The organism is Trichococcus sp., assembly GCF_049684335.1.
Taxonomy (GTDB): Bacteria; Bacillota; Bacilli; order Lactobacillales; family Aerococcaceae; genus Trichococcus.
Genome location: NZ_JBAVFV010000060.1, coordinates 20,375 through 38,399, shown reverse-complemented (window position 1 = coordinate 38,399; position 18,025 = coordinate 20,375). Strand labels below are relative to the sequence as shown.

Genomic DNA, 18,025 nt, shown 5'->3' with positions numbered 1-18,025 from the left:
TTCTTGAAAACGCTCCCTCGGAAGAGTTGTACGAAGTACTAGACTTCTCTTTATCGATTGGATTACCAGTTTGTCTAGAGGATATCGGCGTTAAGAGCATCACTGATGAGCAATTAACTGAAGTAGCTGAGAAATCTTGCATTCCAGAAGAATCAATTCATTCTATGCCCTTCCCAGTTGATGTTGAACAAGTAAAAGCAGCGATCAAGGTAGCTGACGCACTAGGAAAATCATACAAAAATAAAAGTAAGTAATGCCTGCTGAATAAATCCCTAATTTTTAGCATACGGGTTTATCAAGGGTTCAATTCTTGGTAATATCATCCATCGGATGATATTCAAAAAAATGCGCAATGAAACTTTAGACAGGTTCATTGTAACTATGGATAAAGCAATCACACATAGACTGGTCTCTTCAAGGCGCGTTCGAATAAGCCTGAGCCCGTATTTTCTTTTCGCCAGGCTGAAGCCTCTTTCGATCTCTACTCGATTCTAGCGTAACCATTGGTTATGCTCATGTCCAGTTTGGCTCCAAAATCCACCGGATTCTTGGCTTTTCCCGGTATTCGTTCAACAGCTCTGTATCTTGCGGGAACTTGATTTCTGAAGGCGCGCAAGTGGCATCAAGCAGTAATGTTCCTTCATTCGCAGATCTTGGCGAATCGTTGTCATCATCGTCATTGTCGTCAGCTTGGGAATCTTTTTCTAAGTCCTCTGCTGGATTGAGAATAAGTTCATTGATTTCAATCAGAATCTCTGAAGAGAGACGTTTGCGGAAGAATCGGTTGAATAGCCAGCGATATTTTGATAAATCAGCTGTTCCATCAAAGAAAAATTATCATGGGTATGATAAAGTCGCGTGTATTCTATTTCTAGAAATTGTTGAGACAGATCCGAAAAATAAAGGGAATCCATAAATTCTTTAACGAGGATTAGCCCAGAATCGGTAGATAAATTTCCACCAGTGTTTGAAACCGTGATTTTAGAGTTGAAATTCATGTTTTTTCATGTAATGTAGCCATTGAGAGACCCCAATCTGATATGGTTGTGTTGTGGAACTTAACCATATCAGATTGGGGTTCTTTTTGTACGCCCAAAGGGTGTCAATTGAACAAAGGAAAAATGTTGCCATAGCAACGCTAAAAGAAGTTACTTGAAAATGTATGCATTATTCAGGATAGAAATAGTGATGGTATGCAATTTACTTTTATAAAATAATTTCTATTACACCATTTACATGGAATTTGTCTGTAAACACAGATTGGAAATATAAAAATACATAGTTTTAATGCCAATAATTAAGTGAAGTATATGTTAAACAGTTATGATCTGATTAATAAAAATGAGTAGGAGGGGTTGTATAATGAAAAAGATAAAACCTTTAGTGTTTTTCCCACCGGTTATTCTATTATTAGCAGCAGTAATTATGAATTTTGCTAATAAAGATGCTTTCGAAAAAATAGTAAATGATGCAAATACATGGATTTTAGTGAATTTTGGTTGGCTATTTAGTCTAAGTGGAATCTTTTTTTTAATAATTGTTGTAGGATTATATTTTTCTCCTTTTGGAAAAGTAAAAATTGGAGGTTCTAAAGCGAGGCCAATGCTAGGTAAATTTGAGTGGTTCTCAATCACTTTAACTACAGGTATTGCTATTGGAATTCTCTTTTGGGCGACTGCGGAGCCAATGTATCATTTAGTAGCACCGCCACAATCATTAGGTATTGCACCAAATTCACCACAGGCAGCCATATTCTCATTGTCAACATTAATGTTGCATTGGACTTTTACACCATATGCTATATATACTATTCCTACAATTATTTTTGCTTTTGTATATTACAATATGAAAAAGCCTTATAGTATAGGATCCACATTATATCCTTTGATTGGAGAAAAATCCTATGGAATCGCAGGGCAGGCAATTGATGCTATATGCCTTTTTGCATTAGTAGCAGGTATGGCAGCTTCACTTGGAACAGGGGTACTTACAGTTTCTGGAGGACTTAATTATTTGTTTGGAATTCAGAGTAATTCTACATTGTGGCTTTTCGTTGATATAGCTATAGTTGCAGCCTTCGTAATTTCAGCTGTAACGGGACTTATGAATGGGGTTAAGAATCTTTCTCAGATAAACACATGGATTTTTATTGGGCTTGCAATATTTGTATTTGTTGTAGGTCCAACAGTATATATACTTAATTTAGGTGTAGAATCTTTTGCTAACTTTATATCTCATTTTTTTGAAAAAAGTTTATTTACTGGTATTGTTGAAGGGGATCCATGGCCACAAGGATGGACAATGTTCTACTGGGCAAATTGGCTTGCTTGGGCTCCCATAGCTGGATTATTTCTTGGTAGAATTTCTTACGGATACAAAGTTAAGGACCTTATTATGACAAACTTCTTTCTTCCATCAGTTTTTGGGATGATTTGGATGTCTATATTCGGTGGAGGAGCAATATTTTCTCAATTTCAGGGAGTTCCAATAGCTGAAGCAGTAACGAAACAAGGACCCGAAGCAGCTGTTTACCTTTTCTTATCAAATTATCCACTGGCCTCTATAATTATACCTATTTTTATATTTACTGGATTCTTATCTTATGTTACAGGAGCAGATGCAATGACTTCTTCCATGGGTGGAATGAGTACAACTGGTATATCACCAGAAAGTCCAGAACCTTCAATAGTAATGAAAACATTCTGGGGAGTACTTCTTTGTGTTGTATCATGGATAATGTTATCATTTGCAGGAATAGATGGTATGAAGATGTTATCTAATCTTGGAGGGTTCCCATCAATGTTTCTTGAATTAGCTATGGCATATTGTATTATATTAGTGGCTAAAAATCCTATGAAATATGATTCGTTTAAAGAAGATTATACAAAGGATGGTAAACCTATAGATTAATTAAAAAAGCCTATGGCAAAGCATATAGTCAAAGAAATTTATTTAGTATGGTAAGATTTTTGTTTGAAAATATATATAGACCTGAATTCACTAGTGTTGCATAAACACTTGAAAGACTTCTTCTAAATTGTTTTTTGAAAAAAAACAAAAAAATTCTTATGCTCACGCAGAAAGATGACTTTCTCCAGATTATAATAATGATCAACTATATCAATTTGTATTTATTCCCTTTTCTAGCGTCAAGCTTCCGTTCATCTTGACTTGGTCGGTTTCCCTCGGATCCTTGTCTCCTGGATTCCCGGAACGCCTAACTATGAAAAAGCTAAAAATCACCATAAAGCATTGATTTAATTGGTTCTCAAGCATTTTCAAGTTAAGGTAAACCTAGTTATGTGTTACGATACACCTAACTAGGTATCGGACCTAAAAATACCGTTGAAACATTGATTTGACGGTATTCTTATTCAATCCTAGTTAGGTGTTCCAGGGAATCTAGGTTGTCTCCCAAAGCTCATTAGCTTACCATAGGGAAGCAAATAGGTATCGTTGGATTTTCAAGCTAGAAAGAACAGATTGTGTTTCCAGTTTGACCAGAAAGGTGAGAAGTTGTGAAATTAAAGCAAGATAGACCTGGTTTTTAAGCCATCTTCATCACGACTGAAAATTTTTTTGATGGTCGTCTGTTGCTTCAATTGCTTGAAAAACAGTTCGATCTCCCAGCGGGACCGGTACATTTGATGAATGAGGCCAGGGCTATAGCAACAAAGCGGATGGTTGACGAAGAGACTGCGTTAGAGGCGGATGCAGTTGTAAATATTCGGTATGCTTCCTCTGCAATTATGCAAGGCGCAGCTGAAGTGATCGCATATGGAACCGCTGTTAAATTTAAATAAAACAGCATAGGAACGTATATTGTTTGTAAATATGTAGGAGGAGTCATCAACTGTCTCTACAGGTTACTTTCAAGAACGCAAATGACATCGTTCATTTGCGTTCTTTTTTGATAAGTACATGAATATTTTAAAAGGATAGGAAATCTAAAGTAAAATTATGCTGCATGGATAGACGACTACTTTCTGTCATATTATAGCTGAATGAATGACGGGATTTTGTAAACTTGGCTTACGATCCATTTCGTCAGGCAAAATTACCGTAAATGCACTCCCTCCATCTTTTTCGCTTTTGACCGCAATCTGCCCCTTCGCCAGGGAAATAATCCGGCTCACGATAGCCAGCCCAAGCCCCAAGCCGCGGCCGTTATCGTTGGGATCGCTTTGATAATACTGTTAAAGATGTTGGCTATTTCGTCCGAGTTCATGCCGATGCCGAGAGGGTAGGCAATAAAAAAAGGTGAGATTTCTCTCCCCTTTTCACTAAGTTGATGACTTTATTTCAAATTAATATGATTTTCCGATATAACCAGCTAAGGTTTCAATTGTTTGCGCATCGTGGTGGTCAGCATAAACGGTTGTATCCGTGTTGATTGTAGCAATTTTTTCCATATCATCAGCAGGTAGTTCGAAATCAAAGATGTTGAAGTTTTGGCGCACACGTTCTGGATTTGCTGATTTGGAAAGGGAAACGACACCACGTTGTAATTGCCAGCGATTTCCTTCAGAACTGGGTTGGTGAAGACGTCGAATTTGCCTTCAGCAAAAGCGCCCCAACTTTCAATTTGGATACCTTTTGACGCCATGTAGTCTTGGGCAGCTTGCTTTTGGTGGAAGACATGCAACTCAACTTGGTTCACAGCTGGCGTTACCTTATTAAAAATCGACAAGTTAGCTAATTGATCGTTCTTGAAATTAGACACACAGATAGCTTTGATTTTGCCTTCACTGTAAAGTTCTTCCAGCGCACGCCAAGCGCCAAAAGTATCACCGACAGGTTGATGAAGAAGATAGAGATCAACATATTCCAGATCAAGTTTTGCAAGGGATTCAGCGAAAGCTTTTTTGGCGCCTTCATAACTCATGTCTGAAATCCAAAGTTTTGTCGTGATGAAGAGTTCCTCGCGGGGCACACCTGAGGCCTTGATGGCTTTGCCTACTGCTTCTTCGTTACCATAGGCTTGCGCTGTATCAATGAGGTGGGAACCTGTTTTGATAGCTTCTTCGACGACTTCTTGACAAACTACTGGGTCTGGAATTTGGAAAACGCCAAAACCAACCATAGGCATTTTGATTCCGTTTTTTGAAAACTTTTTTAAGCTTGCTTATCGTAGTTGATGTGTGCCAGCAAAAACAGACGGTGCATCCATTTTGGCAGATTTAAGAAACGTTTACCTTTGTCCATTTGGGCGATTTGCTCCAAGTCAGCCGCTGTCAGTTCAAAATCAAAAATATCCAGATTACTGTCTATGTGAGCCGGATTTTTAGAGCCTGGAATGACAATATTTCCTGTTTGGACATGCCAATGCAAGATGATCTGTACAACGGATTTATTGTATTTACTTGCCAATTCTGTAAAGATTGGTTCGGCAAGCAAGGCTTTGTCAGCTGAACCAAGTGGATACCAAGCTTCAAGCGCAATATTGTCCTTAGCAAGTTTTGCTTTCAAATCTTTTTGTTGGAAATATGGGTGGCATTCCACCTGCACAACAGCAGGTTTGATGGTTCCTTCAGCCAGCACCTTGTCCAATTCATGTCCTGTAAAGTTAGAAAGGCCAATAACCTTAATTTTCCCAGTACTAACAGCCTCTTCCATAGCTTTCCAAGCGCCTAGATAATCGCCTACTGGTTGGTGTAAAAGCATGAGATCAAGGTAATCCACGCCTAAACGGTTTAGGGTATCCTCAATGGCTTGCTTCGCTTTTTCATATTTATATTCTGTCGGCCAGATTTTGGAGGTCAGGAAAATCTCGCTTCGATTGATGCCTGTTTTTTTGATGGCACGACCCACAGCTTTTTCATTCATGTAAATATTTGCCGTATCAATCAATTGATACCCGTTTTTCAAGGCATGTTCCACGGAACGTTCGGCATCTGTTGGACGGATCCGATAAGTCCCGATCCCGAGGTTAGGAATAATCTCATTATTATTTAAAGTTGTATATCTCATTGTTTCCTCCTTATTTAGTAAAAGCGCCGCTATTTTTCAAAAAAAGCGGGAGAATATTGTAAATGTATTCTTGAAAGTAAAAATTGATCTTTTGCGCATCTCCTTCACATAGTTTAACACTTTCGCAGTAACGAACAGCATCGTAAGCCTATCCGAGTTCCTCACATTTTATATGTATCAAAATCAGTGGCTACTCGTGTATAGGTTTCGGCAGCTAATTTCCAGCCATCTTCAGTCTTTGTGAAGACTTCTGAGATTACAAAAGGATTCTGTACTTCATTTCCCCCAATAACCGCTGTTAAGAGAAGTTTTTTGAAATTAATAGCGGTGCTACCGTAGTCCTCAACTTATTCCTCTGAAATATCAACCGCTTTGAAAATGAAGGTTTTGTCATTAAACAATTCCAGCTCCCCGGACTTGTCAAAAGTGATGCCCATATGAACAAAGCGTGCGTGTTCAGCAATGAATCCTGCAACTGCGTTGAATAGCGTGTGTTGTCATAATAATTCTCCCTTATCATTGATAAGTATAATCAGGAATCAAGAGTTGCATGTATTCTTGATTGTATTGATAAGCCTATTCTAAACCGTGGAGTTAAGACCATAGCAAGTATTTTACTTGCCCTGGATTTTAAAGATAATTAAAAACTTTTGCCGGAATTATTTTTTTGAGGGTACACATTCAACCTCCTCACCGTCTTTATAAGTAGAGACCAGGATAGCGATTTGCTTTCACGGCAACGATGAGGTCTAAGCACATAAAAGGAAAGCCGGAAGAGTAATGAATAAGACGGAAAACGAAATAGATGTATTTTCGATGGGACGTGGCAAGATTCCGAGAATGGTGATGAGTGACCGGAATCTGACGGTTGAGGCGAAGGCAATTTATTGTTACATCGCTGCGTGCATCGGAGCGGTTACCATCGGTGGCTGTCATCTGCGAAGATCTGAATATGGGAAGGGACCGATTCCGGAAGCACAAGAAACAATTGGTTGAGCACGGGTATCTGACGATCCGAAAAGATGTGTCAGTAAACGGCAGATACAGCACGAATGTGTATGTGATTCAGGAACGGGTTGCTAACGGATAACTTAGAATAAAAAATCAAACACAAGAAGGACTGCCCTAAACCAAAAATGGTTTAATGCAGTCCTTTTTGCATATCAATTGGAGCCTGGTGGTAAGGATTTTCACATATCTAAAGAAAGGAGTGTGTTTCCATCTGAAATATGTTTCAGACAATTGGAGGAGTCTATCCTCAAATACAAAATTATCATCGAACAGAATCAAGTCTACTTCCATATCACCGACACTGGCTGCTTCGTGAATCTGTGGAGGGATCAATCACCGTTGAAAGCACGCCTGGGAAAGGGCGAAGATGATGGTGGAGTTGCTGAAACGTTAAAATGTACAGACTACAGTTAGAAAATAATTATGAAAAAATATAATATAGAAAAACGACGAGAATCCATAAATGATTTTCGTCGTTTTTTGTGGTTATCTTTTTTCAGCAATTTAAATTCATCAAAGTTGTTTTACTTCAATCTGAGTCATGAAAATTTCAACGTCTTTTTTATTGATTACACCTACTTCAGCATGTTGAGCATTAGACATTCCGCAAGCCATGGAATACTTTAATGTATCGACAATTGAATACTTCTGTTCAAGAGCGTATGCAAAACCGCCTACCGTAGCATCCCCAGAACCTGTAGGATTAATAATTTTAATTTTTGGAATAGTAACATCGTAGTATTTATCACCGGCTTTGAAAAGAGCACCTTCAGAACCACATGAAATCATTATGTACTCAATTCCATCGAATAGTTCATTAGACAGTTCCTTAATAGCGACTTCTTTCGAAGAAATTGATTTACCCAATAGTTCCCCTAGCTCATGGATATTTGGCTTAATAAAAGTCGGCTTAAAATCGTGACTTTCCAGTAACGACAGCAACTGCTCACCAGAGATATCCATAAGCACTGGGATAGTGGGATTTATTTCGGATCTAATATATTTCAAAAGGTCTTTATATAGATGTTTGTTGCTGGAATTTACAGAACCATTGATAGTGATCACTGATGCGTTTTCTTTTTCTAGTTTGTCTTTAATTTCGTTCATAAGGTTAAAGGCTAATTCGTCGCTGACCTTGGGACCGCTTTCAATGAGTTCGGTATGCACATTACCATCATGCATAACAGTAATGGCTCGTCTTGTTTCTTCGGGGACAGATAGCATCATTAATTCAAATAAGTTTTCTGCTTTTAGGTCTCTTCCTACTAAATCCCCGAGATCCCCGCCAAGAAATCCTGACAATATTACTTTTGAACCAGAGAGAGATGCTGTTCTACCAGCGTTGATACCTTTACCGCCAATAGATTTCTTTGGCGTTAGGAATCTATTGACTCTTCCCAGGGAGAAGTGGTCAATAAAATAAGCGTGATCAAGTGAGGGGTTCATCGTTACTGTAATAATCATTTTGCATGCTCCTTTAAAATAGTAGTGTATTGGCTATAGTGATTTAAAGTTTCTTTTGAAATTTTTTCATCAGTGATAAGATAATCAAATTCATTTAAATTACAAAATGTGTAGACGTCAGAGACATCGAGTTTGGAACTATCAGCAACGATACATTTAATTTTTGCTTTTGCTAAAGCAGCATTTTGAACAGCGCCTTCAACAAATTGCGCGGTGGTGACATTGTTATCTATTATCCCGTTAGTTGCAGCGAATGCGATATCGATGTTTAAGTTCTCAAATGATTTCACTGCAACCTCACCGACAAATTCCTCAGTAACATGCGAAAATTCTCCACCTGTAAGAATAATCCGGTAATCGGTGTTTTCTTTTAAATACATAAAGGCAATGAGACTGTTTGTTATAAAAAATAAATTCTTACGATTAATCAATTGAAGGGCATATAAGATAGTAGTACCAGCTCCAACAAAAATCGTTGAATTGTCTTTAATGATTTCATTCATTACTTTTCCGATATATTTTTTTTCATCTATATTAGCGTATATTTTTTCTTGAGTACTGAGCTCTTTTTTTTCGGCACTAAGTTTTTCAGCACCGCCATACAATTTTTTTAGTTTATTTTCCTTAGCCAACTCAGTGATATCTCGTCGAATTGTCATCTCTGAAACGTCTAATGGAGCCGCAATTTCTACAATACTTAAGTATGAATGTTCATCAAGGAGATCTAGAATTCTACTTTGTCGTTCTTTTTTTAACATTAGGGTCCCTTCTTTCTAAGTAATGCGTGTTCGACTTTGTTCTAAAAGTTCGTTTTAACTTATTATATAGATACTCCTTTCCTTTTTCAATAGTAAACTTAAAGATTTTTTGTTCTTTTTAACATTTAAGAGCGTTTTTGTTGTGAGTTAATGTTAAACTCGTAGGAATCAAGAGGAAAGATGATCAAGAGAATAACAAATCGAAAAAAAGATAATCAAAAAAATGGAATAAATTAAAAGAAAACGTTGACAAAGGTTTTGCAAGCGGTATATACTAAGCGAGTAAACAAAGTTAAACTTTATAGAACTAAAGAATAACATTGTAAAACAAAAAGGCCATCAAAAGTACGAGAGGTGACGAAATGAGTTACAAGGACATGTTTAGTTTGGATTTGGTAGATTTAAATGTAAATGTTTTTACTGAAGAAGAGGCATTTGAAATTGTTGCAAATCGGTTAAGCGGATTGGGTATGGTAAATGATAATTATTTGAAAGGGATAACCACACGAGAAAAGGAATTTCCTACTGGGTTAATTACTCAGCACTTAAACATTGCATTACCCCATTCTGATCCAGAATATGTTAATAAGCCATTCATTTTCATTGCACGTTTGGAAAATGACGTTACATGCAAGCAAATGGGTGATAGCCAAGAGATGTCGGTTAGGGATTTATTCTTTTTAGGAATCAAAAATGGAAAAGAGCAAGTCGGGCTGCTGCAGGCAATTATGAACTTATTTATGAACGAGACATTTGTGGAACAATATCGATTAGCGGAATCACCTGAAGCAGTGTATAAATTATTTGTTGGAAATATCTAGCTAATAGGAGGTTGTTATTATGAAAAAAAGATTAATTGTAGCATGTGGTAGTGGAGTAGCTACGAGTCAGACAATAGCAAGCAAGATTGCAAGTATGTTTGAGGATGATGGGATTAGTTTTTCAGTCGACGCAGTAGATTATAAATCTATTCAAAGTGAATTACCGTCGACAGGTATCTATGTATATGTGGCTCAACCAGATGAAGACGTATTAGAGAAAGCAAAGGAATTAGGAATAGCGGTTTTTCCGGGAATTCCATTTTTAACGGGTATGGGTGTTGAGAACGTATATTCGCAGATTTGTGAGTTAGTAAAATAAAAGATAGTTATAAACTAAGAAAATGGAAAGAGGGTATTTGGAAATGCAAATCTTTCAAGATGTTGTTAATTATATTTTAGGTTTAGGTTCGGCGGTTTTTGTGCCACTCATTATCTTATTACTAGGCTTACTCGCAGGTATGAAATTTAAGAAAGCCTTTGTCTCAGCTTTGACTTTAGGTATCGCATTCAGTGGGATGTCAATGGTTATTGGCTACATGTCTAACGCGGTTAGCCCTGCCTCAGCAGCCTTGGCTACGAATACCGGAATTAATCTCCCAGCTCTTGATTTGGGTTGGACCGGTGCTGCGAGTATTACTTGGTCATGGGCATATGCATTTGTATTTTTCGCAGTCACTATCGGTGTTAACTTTGTGATGCTGGCCCTTAACTGGACGAAAACTCTGAACGTAGATATGTGGAATGTATGGGGCAAAGCGTTGACTGCTTATCTGGTTTATTATATTTCGGGAAGCCTTGTAGCTGGATTCATTACAGCAGGGATCCAAGTAGTTCTTGAACTTAAACTAGGGGATATGTTCCAAAAACATATTCAAGATTTAACGGGCATTCCTTTAGTAACTGTAACTCACTTTATGACTTCAGCTGCAGTATTGTTGTTGCCGCTGAATATGTTGATGGATAAAATTCCATTCTTCAATAAACGTGCAGACACTAATGCATTGAAGAAAAAGATTGGTATATTCTCTGAAAACTCTGTAATGGGCTTTATTATCGGATTAGGTCTTGGTTTTGCAGCGGCATATGGGGTCTCTGGTTCTCTAAACTTGGCAATCCAAGTGGCTACCGCTTTAGCGCTGTTCCCAATGATTTCAAAATTATTTATGCAGTCGCTTTCTCCATTGGCGGATGCAATGTCTGAGTTTATTAAAAAGAGATTTAAGGATCGTGAAGTATACATTGGATTAGACTGGCCGATATTAGCGGGTAGATCAGAAGTGTGGGTGACAGCAATTCTTTTGGTTCCTGTTTTCATCGGATATTCAATCATTCTACCTGGAAATCAAGTATTGCCGTTAGCGGGAATCATCAACTATTCCATTGCTGTAGGTGGATTATTGCTAACTGGTGGTAACTTGGCGCGTATGCTCGTTCTAGGTGTCATTTCAATGCCGATCTATTTGTATAGCGCTACTTATCTAGCTCCTGTTTTAAGTGGATTAGCAGAAGAAACTGGGGCGGTTGAAGGCTTTAAAAAAGGACAATTGATTACATGGTCATCAATTGAAGGGCCTGAGTTCCGTATCCTGTTTGCGGAGGCATTCAATAGGAATGTACTTGCAATAGCTGGATGTGTTCTTTTCCTTGGACTATTCTTCTTATTAAACAGATATATGAACAATGCGAAAGTTCCTAGTGAACGCTACGTTGAAGAAACTGAAACATTAAGTGAAGCGGTAAGTAGTAATTCCTGAGGTTAATAAAATATAGAGGTGGGGGCAATTCGATTGGGTTATAAAAGTAGCGAAAAAGAGAAACTAAAATGGACTGTACTATTATTTTTAGCAGGTGCTCTATTTTTAGTGTCACTTTCAACACAGTTGTATGCAATAAATATAATCGTTATAGGGTTGTCTCTTCATATCTATAGAAATGGGAGTTCGATTTTATTCAGAGAGTACGAAGAAAGACAAATTAAAAAGTTAGAAGATGTCAAATTAGTTCGGGAAGCTACTCAAACTGTTTTAGAATCTAACAAAATATTTAAAAAACGGGGGAATGAAAATGTCTGATGGACGTATGTTATTTGAGAGAGAGCGCCAAGATATGGCGAAAATTATTAAGGTGATCTTTCAACGTAAAAATACAAATGTTGCAGGTGGAAACTTCTCATTTAAAACAACAGATGAGTTTGGTAAAGAATACATAATTATGACACCAACGATGATGTCGGAAGCATATCTTGGAGAAGTTTCAGCAGCACAGGTGCTAGTTGTAGAGCCGCATACACGGAAAATAATAGATGGTGTGGGTAGCTTAACACGTGAAATAAACATGCATGAAGCGGTCTATGATGCAAATCCAGAAATTAAAGCAGTGCTACATGCTCATGCCCCAAATGCAATGTTTTGGGCTACGAGTGGCATTCCCATGCCTAACTTAACGGAAGCGACACAAAAAATTGGACCTGTTTACGTTATGGATTTTGAGCCGAATTGTTCAGAAGAATTAGCTGATTTAACTAGTGGATTTATTAGAGCGAATGACTTGTCGTTGCCGCATATGCTGCTTTTGGATAGTCATGGTGTTTTAATTAATGCGAAAGGTAAGACTGGGAGTGAAGCAATTCACAAAGCCCTTCAAATTTTAGATACAGTGGAATGGAATGCAGAAATTGCATATAAGCAAGCAATATTCCAAGCGCTAGGAATTATGGATGGATTCTACTCGAAAGGTTCTAAAGTAGGAACTATAGAGGATCTAAAGAATAAAGTTTCTATATATAACAAAGCGAAAGTTGCGGCTGGAGGAGACTAGGCTATTTACTAAACGTTTGCTAAGATGGTTATTTTATCAATGATTCTCTAAATGAAATGCAAGAGGCTACATCAAAACGAGGGGGTATAACTCTGGTTTTGATGTAGTCTTTTTATCTATTTTTAAACACAATCTTTTTGGAATGATTAAACAGAGATGTAAATTAATATTCTACAGAACTATTCATACTGTTATTTCGAAATTTTTGAAAGAGTAACTTGTTGAGGGTTACATATCGTCTTTACAAGCAGGGAGAATAATGAATATGACGGAAAATCAGGTAGATGTCTTTTTGATGGGAATCTGACGGTTGAGGCGAAGGCAATTTATTCTTACATCGTTGCGTGCATCGGAGCGGGAGACACGCGATTGCCCTCAGTGCCCGTTATCTGCGAAGATCTGAATATGGGAAGGAACCGATTCCGGAAGCATAAGAAACAATTAGTTGAGAGAGGATATCTGACGATCCGAAAAGATGCGTCGGCAAACGGCAGATACAGCAAGAATGTGTATGTGATCCAGGAACGGGTTGCCAACGGATAACTTAGAATAAAAAATCAAACACAAGAAGGACTGCCCTAAACCAAAAATGGTTTAATGCAGTCCTTTTTGCATATCAATTGGAGTCTAATGATAAGGTTTTTTACATAACCAAAGAAACAATTATGGAGCCAACTGATAACATTTCCAGTCCTACAACATCTAATAAGGGATCAAATGAGGTGGTAACTGCCGAGAGGATAATCTTGGTTGTAAGGATGATTTATCCCTCGTTGCGAAGATGGTATAATCAATACTTTATGATTAATTGTAATGAATAAAATGCATATGAAGAACAACTTCTGGATGAAGGGGTTCAACCTGCATATACCCGAAAACAAGATAGCGTTTACATTTTTGCAAAATTAGATGGCAACAATATCTACTAACAAATTTATTGGAGGGAAAGTATACTTCAATCAGACAAGGAGATAAAGAATATGAGAGATAGATCATTAGAACTATTGAGAAAATTTGTTATATCTGATTTTCCGGTTAGCATAGAGACATTATGCGAGGAGTTCAAGTTAAGTCAGAGGACTTTGAGGAGTGAGATAAAGAACCTGAATGATTACTTGGTGGATAATCAATTTCCTATCATAGAGACCATTCGAGGAAAGGGATTTCTGTTGACGTTAAGTAAAAGTCAAACGATTGATTTAACGGCCCTTGTTGGGAGTGATTTAAAAGACGAATTTTACAGCAAGGATGAAAGGATACTCGACTTAGTTCTGGACATAGCACTAGGGAAGAATAAAGTCTTTCTGTACCAAAAGGAAGAGGAATACCAAATATCTAAAAGCACGTTAGATGAAGACATGAGGAGGTTAAGAACGTTATTAAAAGAATACGGCGTTGAGGTATTGAGCATACCGAAACAAGGGTTAGTTTTTGAAGCGAAGGAAAGAATTATCCGAACCATGCTGTACTCTCTGGTCAACAAGGCTATCGATAACGTTGCTCTGATAGATAACATAAAGAATCAATCTACAGTACAGCAGATTATTTTCAAATATATTCCTATGGGAATCATAAATGAAATCAATGCATTATATGATCAATCTATTTCTTCTAGTGAAGAAACTTTGTACCGAAAAAATCGGATCCTGTTTACTGGCATTTGGATGGTCAGGTACAACATGGGATTTTATGTTAAGAATACAGATTGGGTAAGAACTACGGAAAATGCGCCCAATGGCTTACATGTTTTTGTAACCGCTATTTTCGAAAGGTTCGGATTATCGCCGGATAAAAATGAATTCAACTACTTGGTATTCATGCTGAATACATTCAATTCTAAGGACATGAACAACTCCGTAGAGTGGGCACAAGCTCAAATTCTGTCCATACAGCTGATTCAATACGTCGAGAATGCAACAAAAATACCATTCTCCAAGAAGGAAGCGGCTTTACAGGAAGGGTTGTATAAACATATCGGAGGTTTGTTGAATCGGCTCCGCTATGACACTCAATTCTCTAATCCGATGAAAGACAACATCAAGAGCAATTATGGCGAAATTTACAAAGCAGTCGAAAGTTTTTCGAAAATAATGAGCACAACCTTGAATAAAGAAATTACTGATGATGAAGTCGCATTTCTGACTATTCACTTTTCAACATCGCTAAGTGAATTGAACCAGGAGATTGAATATTGTTATCGGGCGGTGGTCATTTGCAACCATGGTGTTGCTACCGGGAAACTCTTGGCTGAGAACCTGAAAGAGCTGTTTAATATTGAAGTCCTTGCCGTCCTTAGTTCTAGAGAAACAGAATTGATCAATAAGCTAGATGTGGATTTGGTGTTTGCCACTGTACCTATATCAGATGTGTCAAAACCGCTGTTGGTAATCGACCCAATAATCAAGCGGGAGAGTAAGGAAGTGATATACAGCTTCTTAAATCAAAATTCTGATTGTAAAAGGTTAATAAGTCGCCATGAAAATGCGACGCAGATGTTCTCGTCCATACTTAACCTGATGGAGAAGCAGGATATTAAGATTACCAAAGAGATTTATGGAGATGTGGAAGAAATTTTTAGGAACAATCGTTTGTCATTCAATACAAGGGAGATTCAGCCTATGATCAAAGACATTTTGAAGGATACGGGTATTATAATCCACGCTAAAGCGAGTGGATGGGAAGATTCGATAAAACTTGTTTCCCAACCATTGCTTGATGATGGGACAATAACAGATCAGTACGTAACGGCAATGATTGACACAGTTAAGGAGTTTGGCCCCTATATTGTAATTGGTCCACATCTTGCGTTAGCACATGCGCGACCGGAAGAGGGAGCTACCAGGCTTGGACTGAGTGTAGCAACTTTAGAAGAGCCGGTAAGTTTTGGGCACGAGACGAATGATCCGGTTAAGATTATTTTCTGCTTATCAGCCGTCGACTCATTTTCCCATTTGAATATTATGAAGAACCTGATTGATCTGATTAATGACGAGGAAAAAATCGATCAATTGGCTGAAGTGACATCTGAAGAGGAATTCAAGCAACTGCTTTTCGGTAATTAGGAAATGGTAATTATTTCCATAATATAAAAAATGAAATAGGAGCGTGATTTTTATGGGTAAAAAAGTAAATATTCTATTCGTATGTGGAGCAGGGCTGGGTAGTAGCTTTGCGGCACAAATGGCAGCCGAGGATGTATTGAATCTCCACAATGTAAAAGCGAAATTGGATCACGTAGATATATCCAGTGCTGCATCCATGCAGCCGGACATTATTATCACAGCCCAAAATTTCAAGTCACAGTTCGAAAAGTTCAGTATTGATGAAACAAAGACAGCCATTGTTTACTTGAAAAATATCGTATCCAAAGCTGAAATTGAAGAAAAACTTTTACCGGTTCTGGCAGCTAAAGGCGCACTATAATTAAAAAATCATAAGAGGTGATATTAATGGGTGTTGTAAATTTTATTATTGATAACGTTCTCACGCAAGCTTCAATTACGATTGCTTTAATTGCTATGATGGGTTTATTGCTTCAGAAAAAGGCGACCGGACAAGTTATATCAGGGACTTTAAAAACGTTGCTGGGATTCCAAGTGTTAAGTGCCGGTTCCAGCATCATTGTAGGCAGCTTGGTTTACTTTGGGGAGATATTCACAGCAGGTTTCCATATGCAGGGTATTATCCCATCGATTGAAGCCATAAACGGTCAAGCCATGAATGAATTGGGGCTAGGCCGAGATATTGCCCTTACCTTCTTAGCTATCTTTGTATTTAATATTCTGATTGCTCGTTTCACCAAATGGAAATATATCTTCTTAACCGGTCAAGCTATTCTATGGATGGCAACAATGACCACTGTATTCGGATTCTTTGCAGGCTTAAGAGGTATTACGTTAGTTCTGGTCGGTGGTCTAGTCGGTGGTATCTTTGCAGTAGCAATGCCAGCAATTGCCCAGCCTATCATTCGCATCGTCACTGGATCAAATGACATCGCTTTGGGTCACTTCTGTACCATTGGTTATTTGTTCGAAGCCGGCGTTGCTAAGATTTTTGGCGAAAAAGGCGAAAACAAAAAATCGATTGAGGATATCAAATTACCTGAATCATTTGAATTCCTGCAAGACACTTATCTTTCCGTAATGGTAGTTATGGTTCCTTTATATGTCATCACAGCAGCCTTTGCTGGTCCTGGTGTAGGCGATCCTGGAGCACAACATTACTTGATGTTCGCATTCCTGCAAGCAATCCAATTTGTTGTTGGTGTATATGTATTGTTAGCCGGCGTACGCTTATTGCTAGGCGAAATCGTACCAGCTTTCAGAGGTATTGCCATGAAATTAGTTCCTGATGCTATCCCTGCATTGGATTGTCCAGTATTCTTCCCATATTCTCCAAACGCGGTAATTTTGGGATTCATCACAACAACAATCGGTACAATTATCGCTATGTTCACACTCCCAGCATTCGGACTAGCAATGATCCTGCCAGGAATGCTGACAAACTTCTTCGCTGGCGGTACAGCAGGTATCTTCGGTAATGCTGTAGGCGGCCGCAGAGGAGCAATCATTGGCGGTATTGCCCATGGATTCTTCATTACATTATTGCCGGCACTTCTAGTGACAATCTTCAATAGTATGGGATTCATAAACGCTACAGCAACAGACGTTGATACAGTTGCAGCTGCAATGTTGTACGCATGGATCTTGAGCCCAATCTTAAAGGCATTCTAATCAGTAAGGATTGGAGGGGAAATCAATGTTTAACTTTTTTGGAAAAAAGAAGGAAAAAGTGCAAGAAGTACAAGAAAAAATTCAATTATCTGATGAGCGCATATCTGAATTACGGGATGTAATCGAAAAAACCACTACGGAAATTCAGGGACTTGATCCCGCCGATACACAAAAAAACGTGTTGTTGGCTTCGCTGCATGAAAAATTAGGATTGGCTTATGCTGAATTGGGTGAGGATGATCAGGCGCTTGCCACTTTAGAGAAGAGTTTGGATTACAAGTTGACTATTGGCGATGGCTACAAAAAATTAATGAGCATCTACAATGCGAAACGAGCTGAAGCAGCAAGAAATGGCAGTGATGCAGGCATCGAAGAATACATGGGGAAAATGGATAACATGAGACAGATTGCTAAGAAAGTAACCATATCAGGATCAAAATAATATACAGCA

The 18,025-nt window shown here is 38.1% G+C and carries 19 protein-coding genes and 4 pseudogenes; 15 read left to right on the top strand and 8 right to left on the bottom strand.

Annotated elements, in window-relative coordinates:
• Positions 1–254, top strand: a pseudogene (gldA, locus tag WBM30_RS10890) (glycerol dehydrogenase); the annotation flags it as partial.
• An 18-nt stretch (positions 255–272) separates the two neighbouring features.
• On the opposite strand, the gene WBM30_RS10885 reads toward gldA, so the two are convergent.
• Together WBM30_RS10885 and WBM30_RS10880 are read right to left on the bottom strand one after the other, a co-directional pair.
• The gene (locus tag WBM30_RS10885; RefSeq protein ID WP_424900730.1) at positions 273–479 is read right to left on the bottom strand and encodes a hypothetical protein; all 207 of its coding nucleotides are present in this window, start codon (positions 477–479) and stop codon (positions 273–275) included.
• Between the two features lie 285 nt (positions 480–764).
• A pseudogene (locus WBM30_RS10880) lies at positions 765–1,021 on the bottom strand (transposase); the annotation flags it as partial.
• Positions 1,022–1,362: 341 nt separating this feature from the next.
• Between WBM30_RS10880 and WBM30_RS10875 the strand changes: the two are divergent.
• Entirely contained in the window at positions 1,363–2,910 is a 1,548-nt protein-coding gene (locus WBM30_RS10875) for a BCCT family transporter (protein WP_424900725.1), read from the top strand.
• A gap of 614 nt (positions 2,911–3,524) precedes the next feature.
• Here WBM30_RS10875 and WBM30_RS10870 read toward each other — a convergent pair.
• Positions 3,525–3,644 carry a transposase gene (locus WBM30_RS10870; RefSeq protein WP_424900724.1) on the bottom strand — a complete coding sequence of 40 codons (120 nt, stop codon included), beginning with the start codon at positions 3,642–3,644 and terminating at the stop codon, positions 3,525–3,527.
• A gap of 3 nt (positions 3,645–3,647) precedes the next feature.
• Here WBM30_RS10870 and WBM30_RS10865 point away from each other — a divergent pair, with 3 nt between their 5' ends.
• Complete coding sequence (locus WBM30_RS10865) at positions 3,648–3,803, top strand: YbjQ family protein (protein ID WP_424900729.1); 156 nt, start codon at positions 3,648–3,650, stop codon at positions 3,801–3,803.
• Between the two features lie 186 nt (positions 3,804–3,989).
• Here WBM30_RS10865 and WBM30_RS10860 read toward each other — a convergent pair.
• The 3 genes and pseudogenes from WBM30_RS10860 to WBM30_RS10850 form a co-directional block, all read right to left on the bottom strand.
• Positions 3,990–4,181, bottom strand: a pseudogene (locus WBM30_RS10860) (ATP-binding protein); the annotation flags it as partial.
• Positions 4,182–4,307: 126 nt separating this feature from the next.
• A pseudogene (locus tag WBM30_RS10855) lies at positions 4,308–5,089 on the bottom strand (aldo/keto reductase).
• Between the two features lie 26 nt (positions 5,090–5,115).
• Positions 5,116–5,970, bottom strand: a complete 855-nt coding sequence (locus WBM30_RS10850; protein WP_424900723.1) for an aldo/keto reductase — start codon at positions 5,968–5,970, stop codon at positions 5,116–5,118.
• A gap of 780 nt (positions 5,971–6,750) precedes the next feature.
• Here WBM30_RS10850 and WBM30_RS10845 point away from each other — a divergent pair.
• Together WBM30_RS10845 and WBM30_RS10840 are read left to right on the top strand one after the other, a co-directional pair.
• Positions 6,751–6,966, top strand: coding sequence for a hypothetical protein (locus WBM30_RS10845; protein WP_424900731.1), 216 nt, complete (start codon positions 6,751–6,753; stop codon positions 6,964–6,966).
• Positions 6,923–7,060 (top strand): hypothetical protein, encoded by a 138-nt coding sequence (locus WBM30_RS10840; protein WP_424900728.1) that lies wholly within the window; start codon positions 6,923–6,925, stop codon positions 7,058–7,060. The genes WBM30_RS10845 and WBM30_RS10840 overlap by 44 nt, the downstream gene beginning before the upstream one ends.
• A 434-nt stretch (positions 7,061–7,494) precedes the next feature.
• Here WBM30_RS10840 and WBM30_RS10835 read toward each other — a convergent pair whose 3' ends face one another.
• Positions 7,495–8,445: a 1-phosphofructokinase family hexose kinase gene (locus WBM30_RS10835; RefSeq protein ID WP_424900722.1), complete on the bottom strand. Its 951-nt coding sequence runs from the start codon at positions 8,443–8,445 to the stop codon at positions 7,495–7,497.
• A complete protein-coding gene (locus WBM30_RS10830) occupies positions 8,442–9,203 on the bottom strand; it encodes a DeoR/GlpR family DNA-binding transcription regulator (protein WP_424900721.1) in 762 nt (253 codons plus the stop codon). The genes WBM30_RS10835 and WBM30_RS10830 overlap by 4 nt, the downstream gene beginning before the upstream one ends.
• A 362-nt stretch (positions 9,204–9,565) precedes the next feature.
• On the opposite strand from WBM30_RS10830, the gene WBM30_RS10825 reads away from it, so the two are divergent.
• The 10 genes from WBM30_RS10825 (at position 9,566) to WBM30_RS10780 (ending at position 18,016) form a co-directional block, all read left to right on the top strand.
• The gene (locus WBM30_RS10825; protein ID WP_424900720.1) at positions 9,566–10,024 is read left to right on the top strand and encodes a PTS sugar transporter subunit IIA; all 459 of its coding nucleotides are present in this window, start codon (positions 9,566–9,568) and stop codon (positions 10,022–10,024) included.
• A 19-nt stretch (positions 10,025–10,043) separates the two neighbouring features.
• Positions 10,044–10,343, top strand: a complete 300-nt coding sequence (locus tag WBM30_RS10820) for a PTS sugar transporter subunit IIB (protein ID WP_424900719.1) — start codon at positions 10,044–10,046, stop codon at positions 10,341–10,343.
• Between the two features lie 43 nt (positions 10,344–10,386).
• Complete coding sequence (locus tag WBM30_RS10815) at positions 10,387–11,778, top strand: PTS galactitol transporter subunit IIC (protein WP_424900718.1); 1,392 nt, start codon at positions 10,387–10,389, stop codon at positions 11,776–11,778.
• Positions 11,779–11,811: 33 nt separating this feature from the next.
• A complete protein-coding gene (locus WBM30_RS10810; protein WP_424900717.1) occupies positions 11,812–12,096 on the top strand; it encodes a hypothetical protein in 285 nt (94 codons plus the stop codon).
• On the top strand, positions 12,089–12,841 hold the full coding sequence (locus WBM30_RS10805; RefSeq protein ID WP_272162059.1) for a class II aldolase/adducin family protein: 753 nt from the start codon (positions 12,089–12,091) through the stop codon (positions 12,839–12,841). The genes WBM30_RS10810 and WBM30_RS10805 overlap by 8 nt, the downstream gene beginning before the upstream one ends.
• A gap of 234 nt (positions 12,842–13,075) precedes the next feature.
• Entirely contained in the window at positions 13,076–13,384 is a 309-nt protein-coding gene (locus WBM30_RS10800) for a helix-turn-helix domain-containing protein (RefSeq protein WP_424900727.1), read from the top strand.
• Positions 13,385–13,821: 437 nt separating this feature from the next.
• Positions 13,822–15,903, top strand: a complete 2,082-nt coding sequence (locus WBM30_RS10795) for a BglG family transcription antiterminator (RefSeq protein WP_424900716.1) — start codon at positions 13,822–13,824, stop codon at positions 15,901–15,903.
• A gap of 52 nt (positions 15,904–15,955) precedes the next feature.
• Positions 15,956–16,264 (top strand): PTS sugar transporter subunit IIB, encoded by a 309-nt coding sequence (locus tag WBM30_RS10790; protein ID WP_424900715.1) that lies wholly within the window; start codon positions 15,956–15,958, stop codon positions 16,262–16,264.
• A 26-nt stretch (positions 16,265–16,290) separates the two neighbouring features.
• Complete coding sequence (locus WBM30_RS10785; RefSeq protein WP_086628810.1) at positions 16,291–17,574, top strand: PTS sugar transporter subunit IIC; 1,284 nt, start codon at positions 16,291–16,293, stop codon at positions 17,572–17,574.
• A 25-nt stretch (positions 17,575–17,599) separates the two neighbouring features.
• Positions 17,600–18,016, top strand: coding sequence for a tetratricopeptide repeat protein (locus WBM30_RS10780; protein WP_424900714.1), 417 nt, complete (start codon positions 17,600–17,602; stop codon positions 18,014–18,016).
• Positions 18,017–18,025 lie beyond the last annotated feature (9 nt).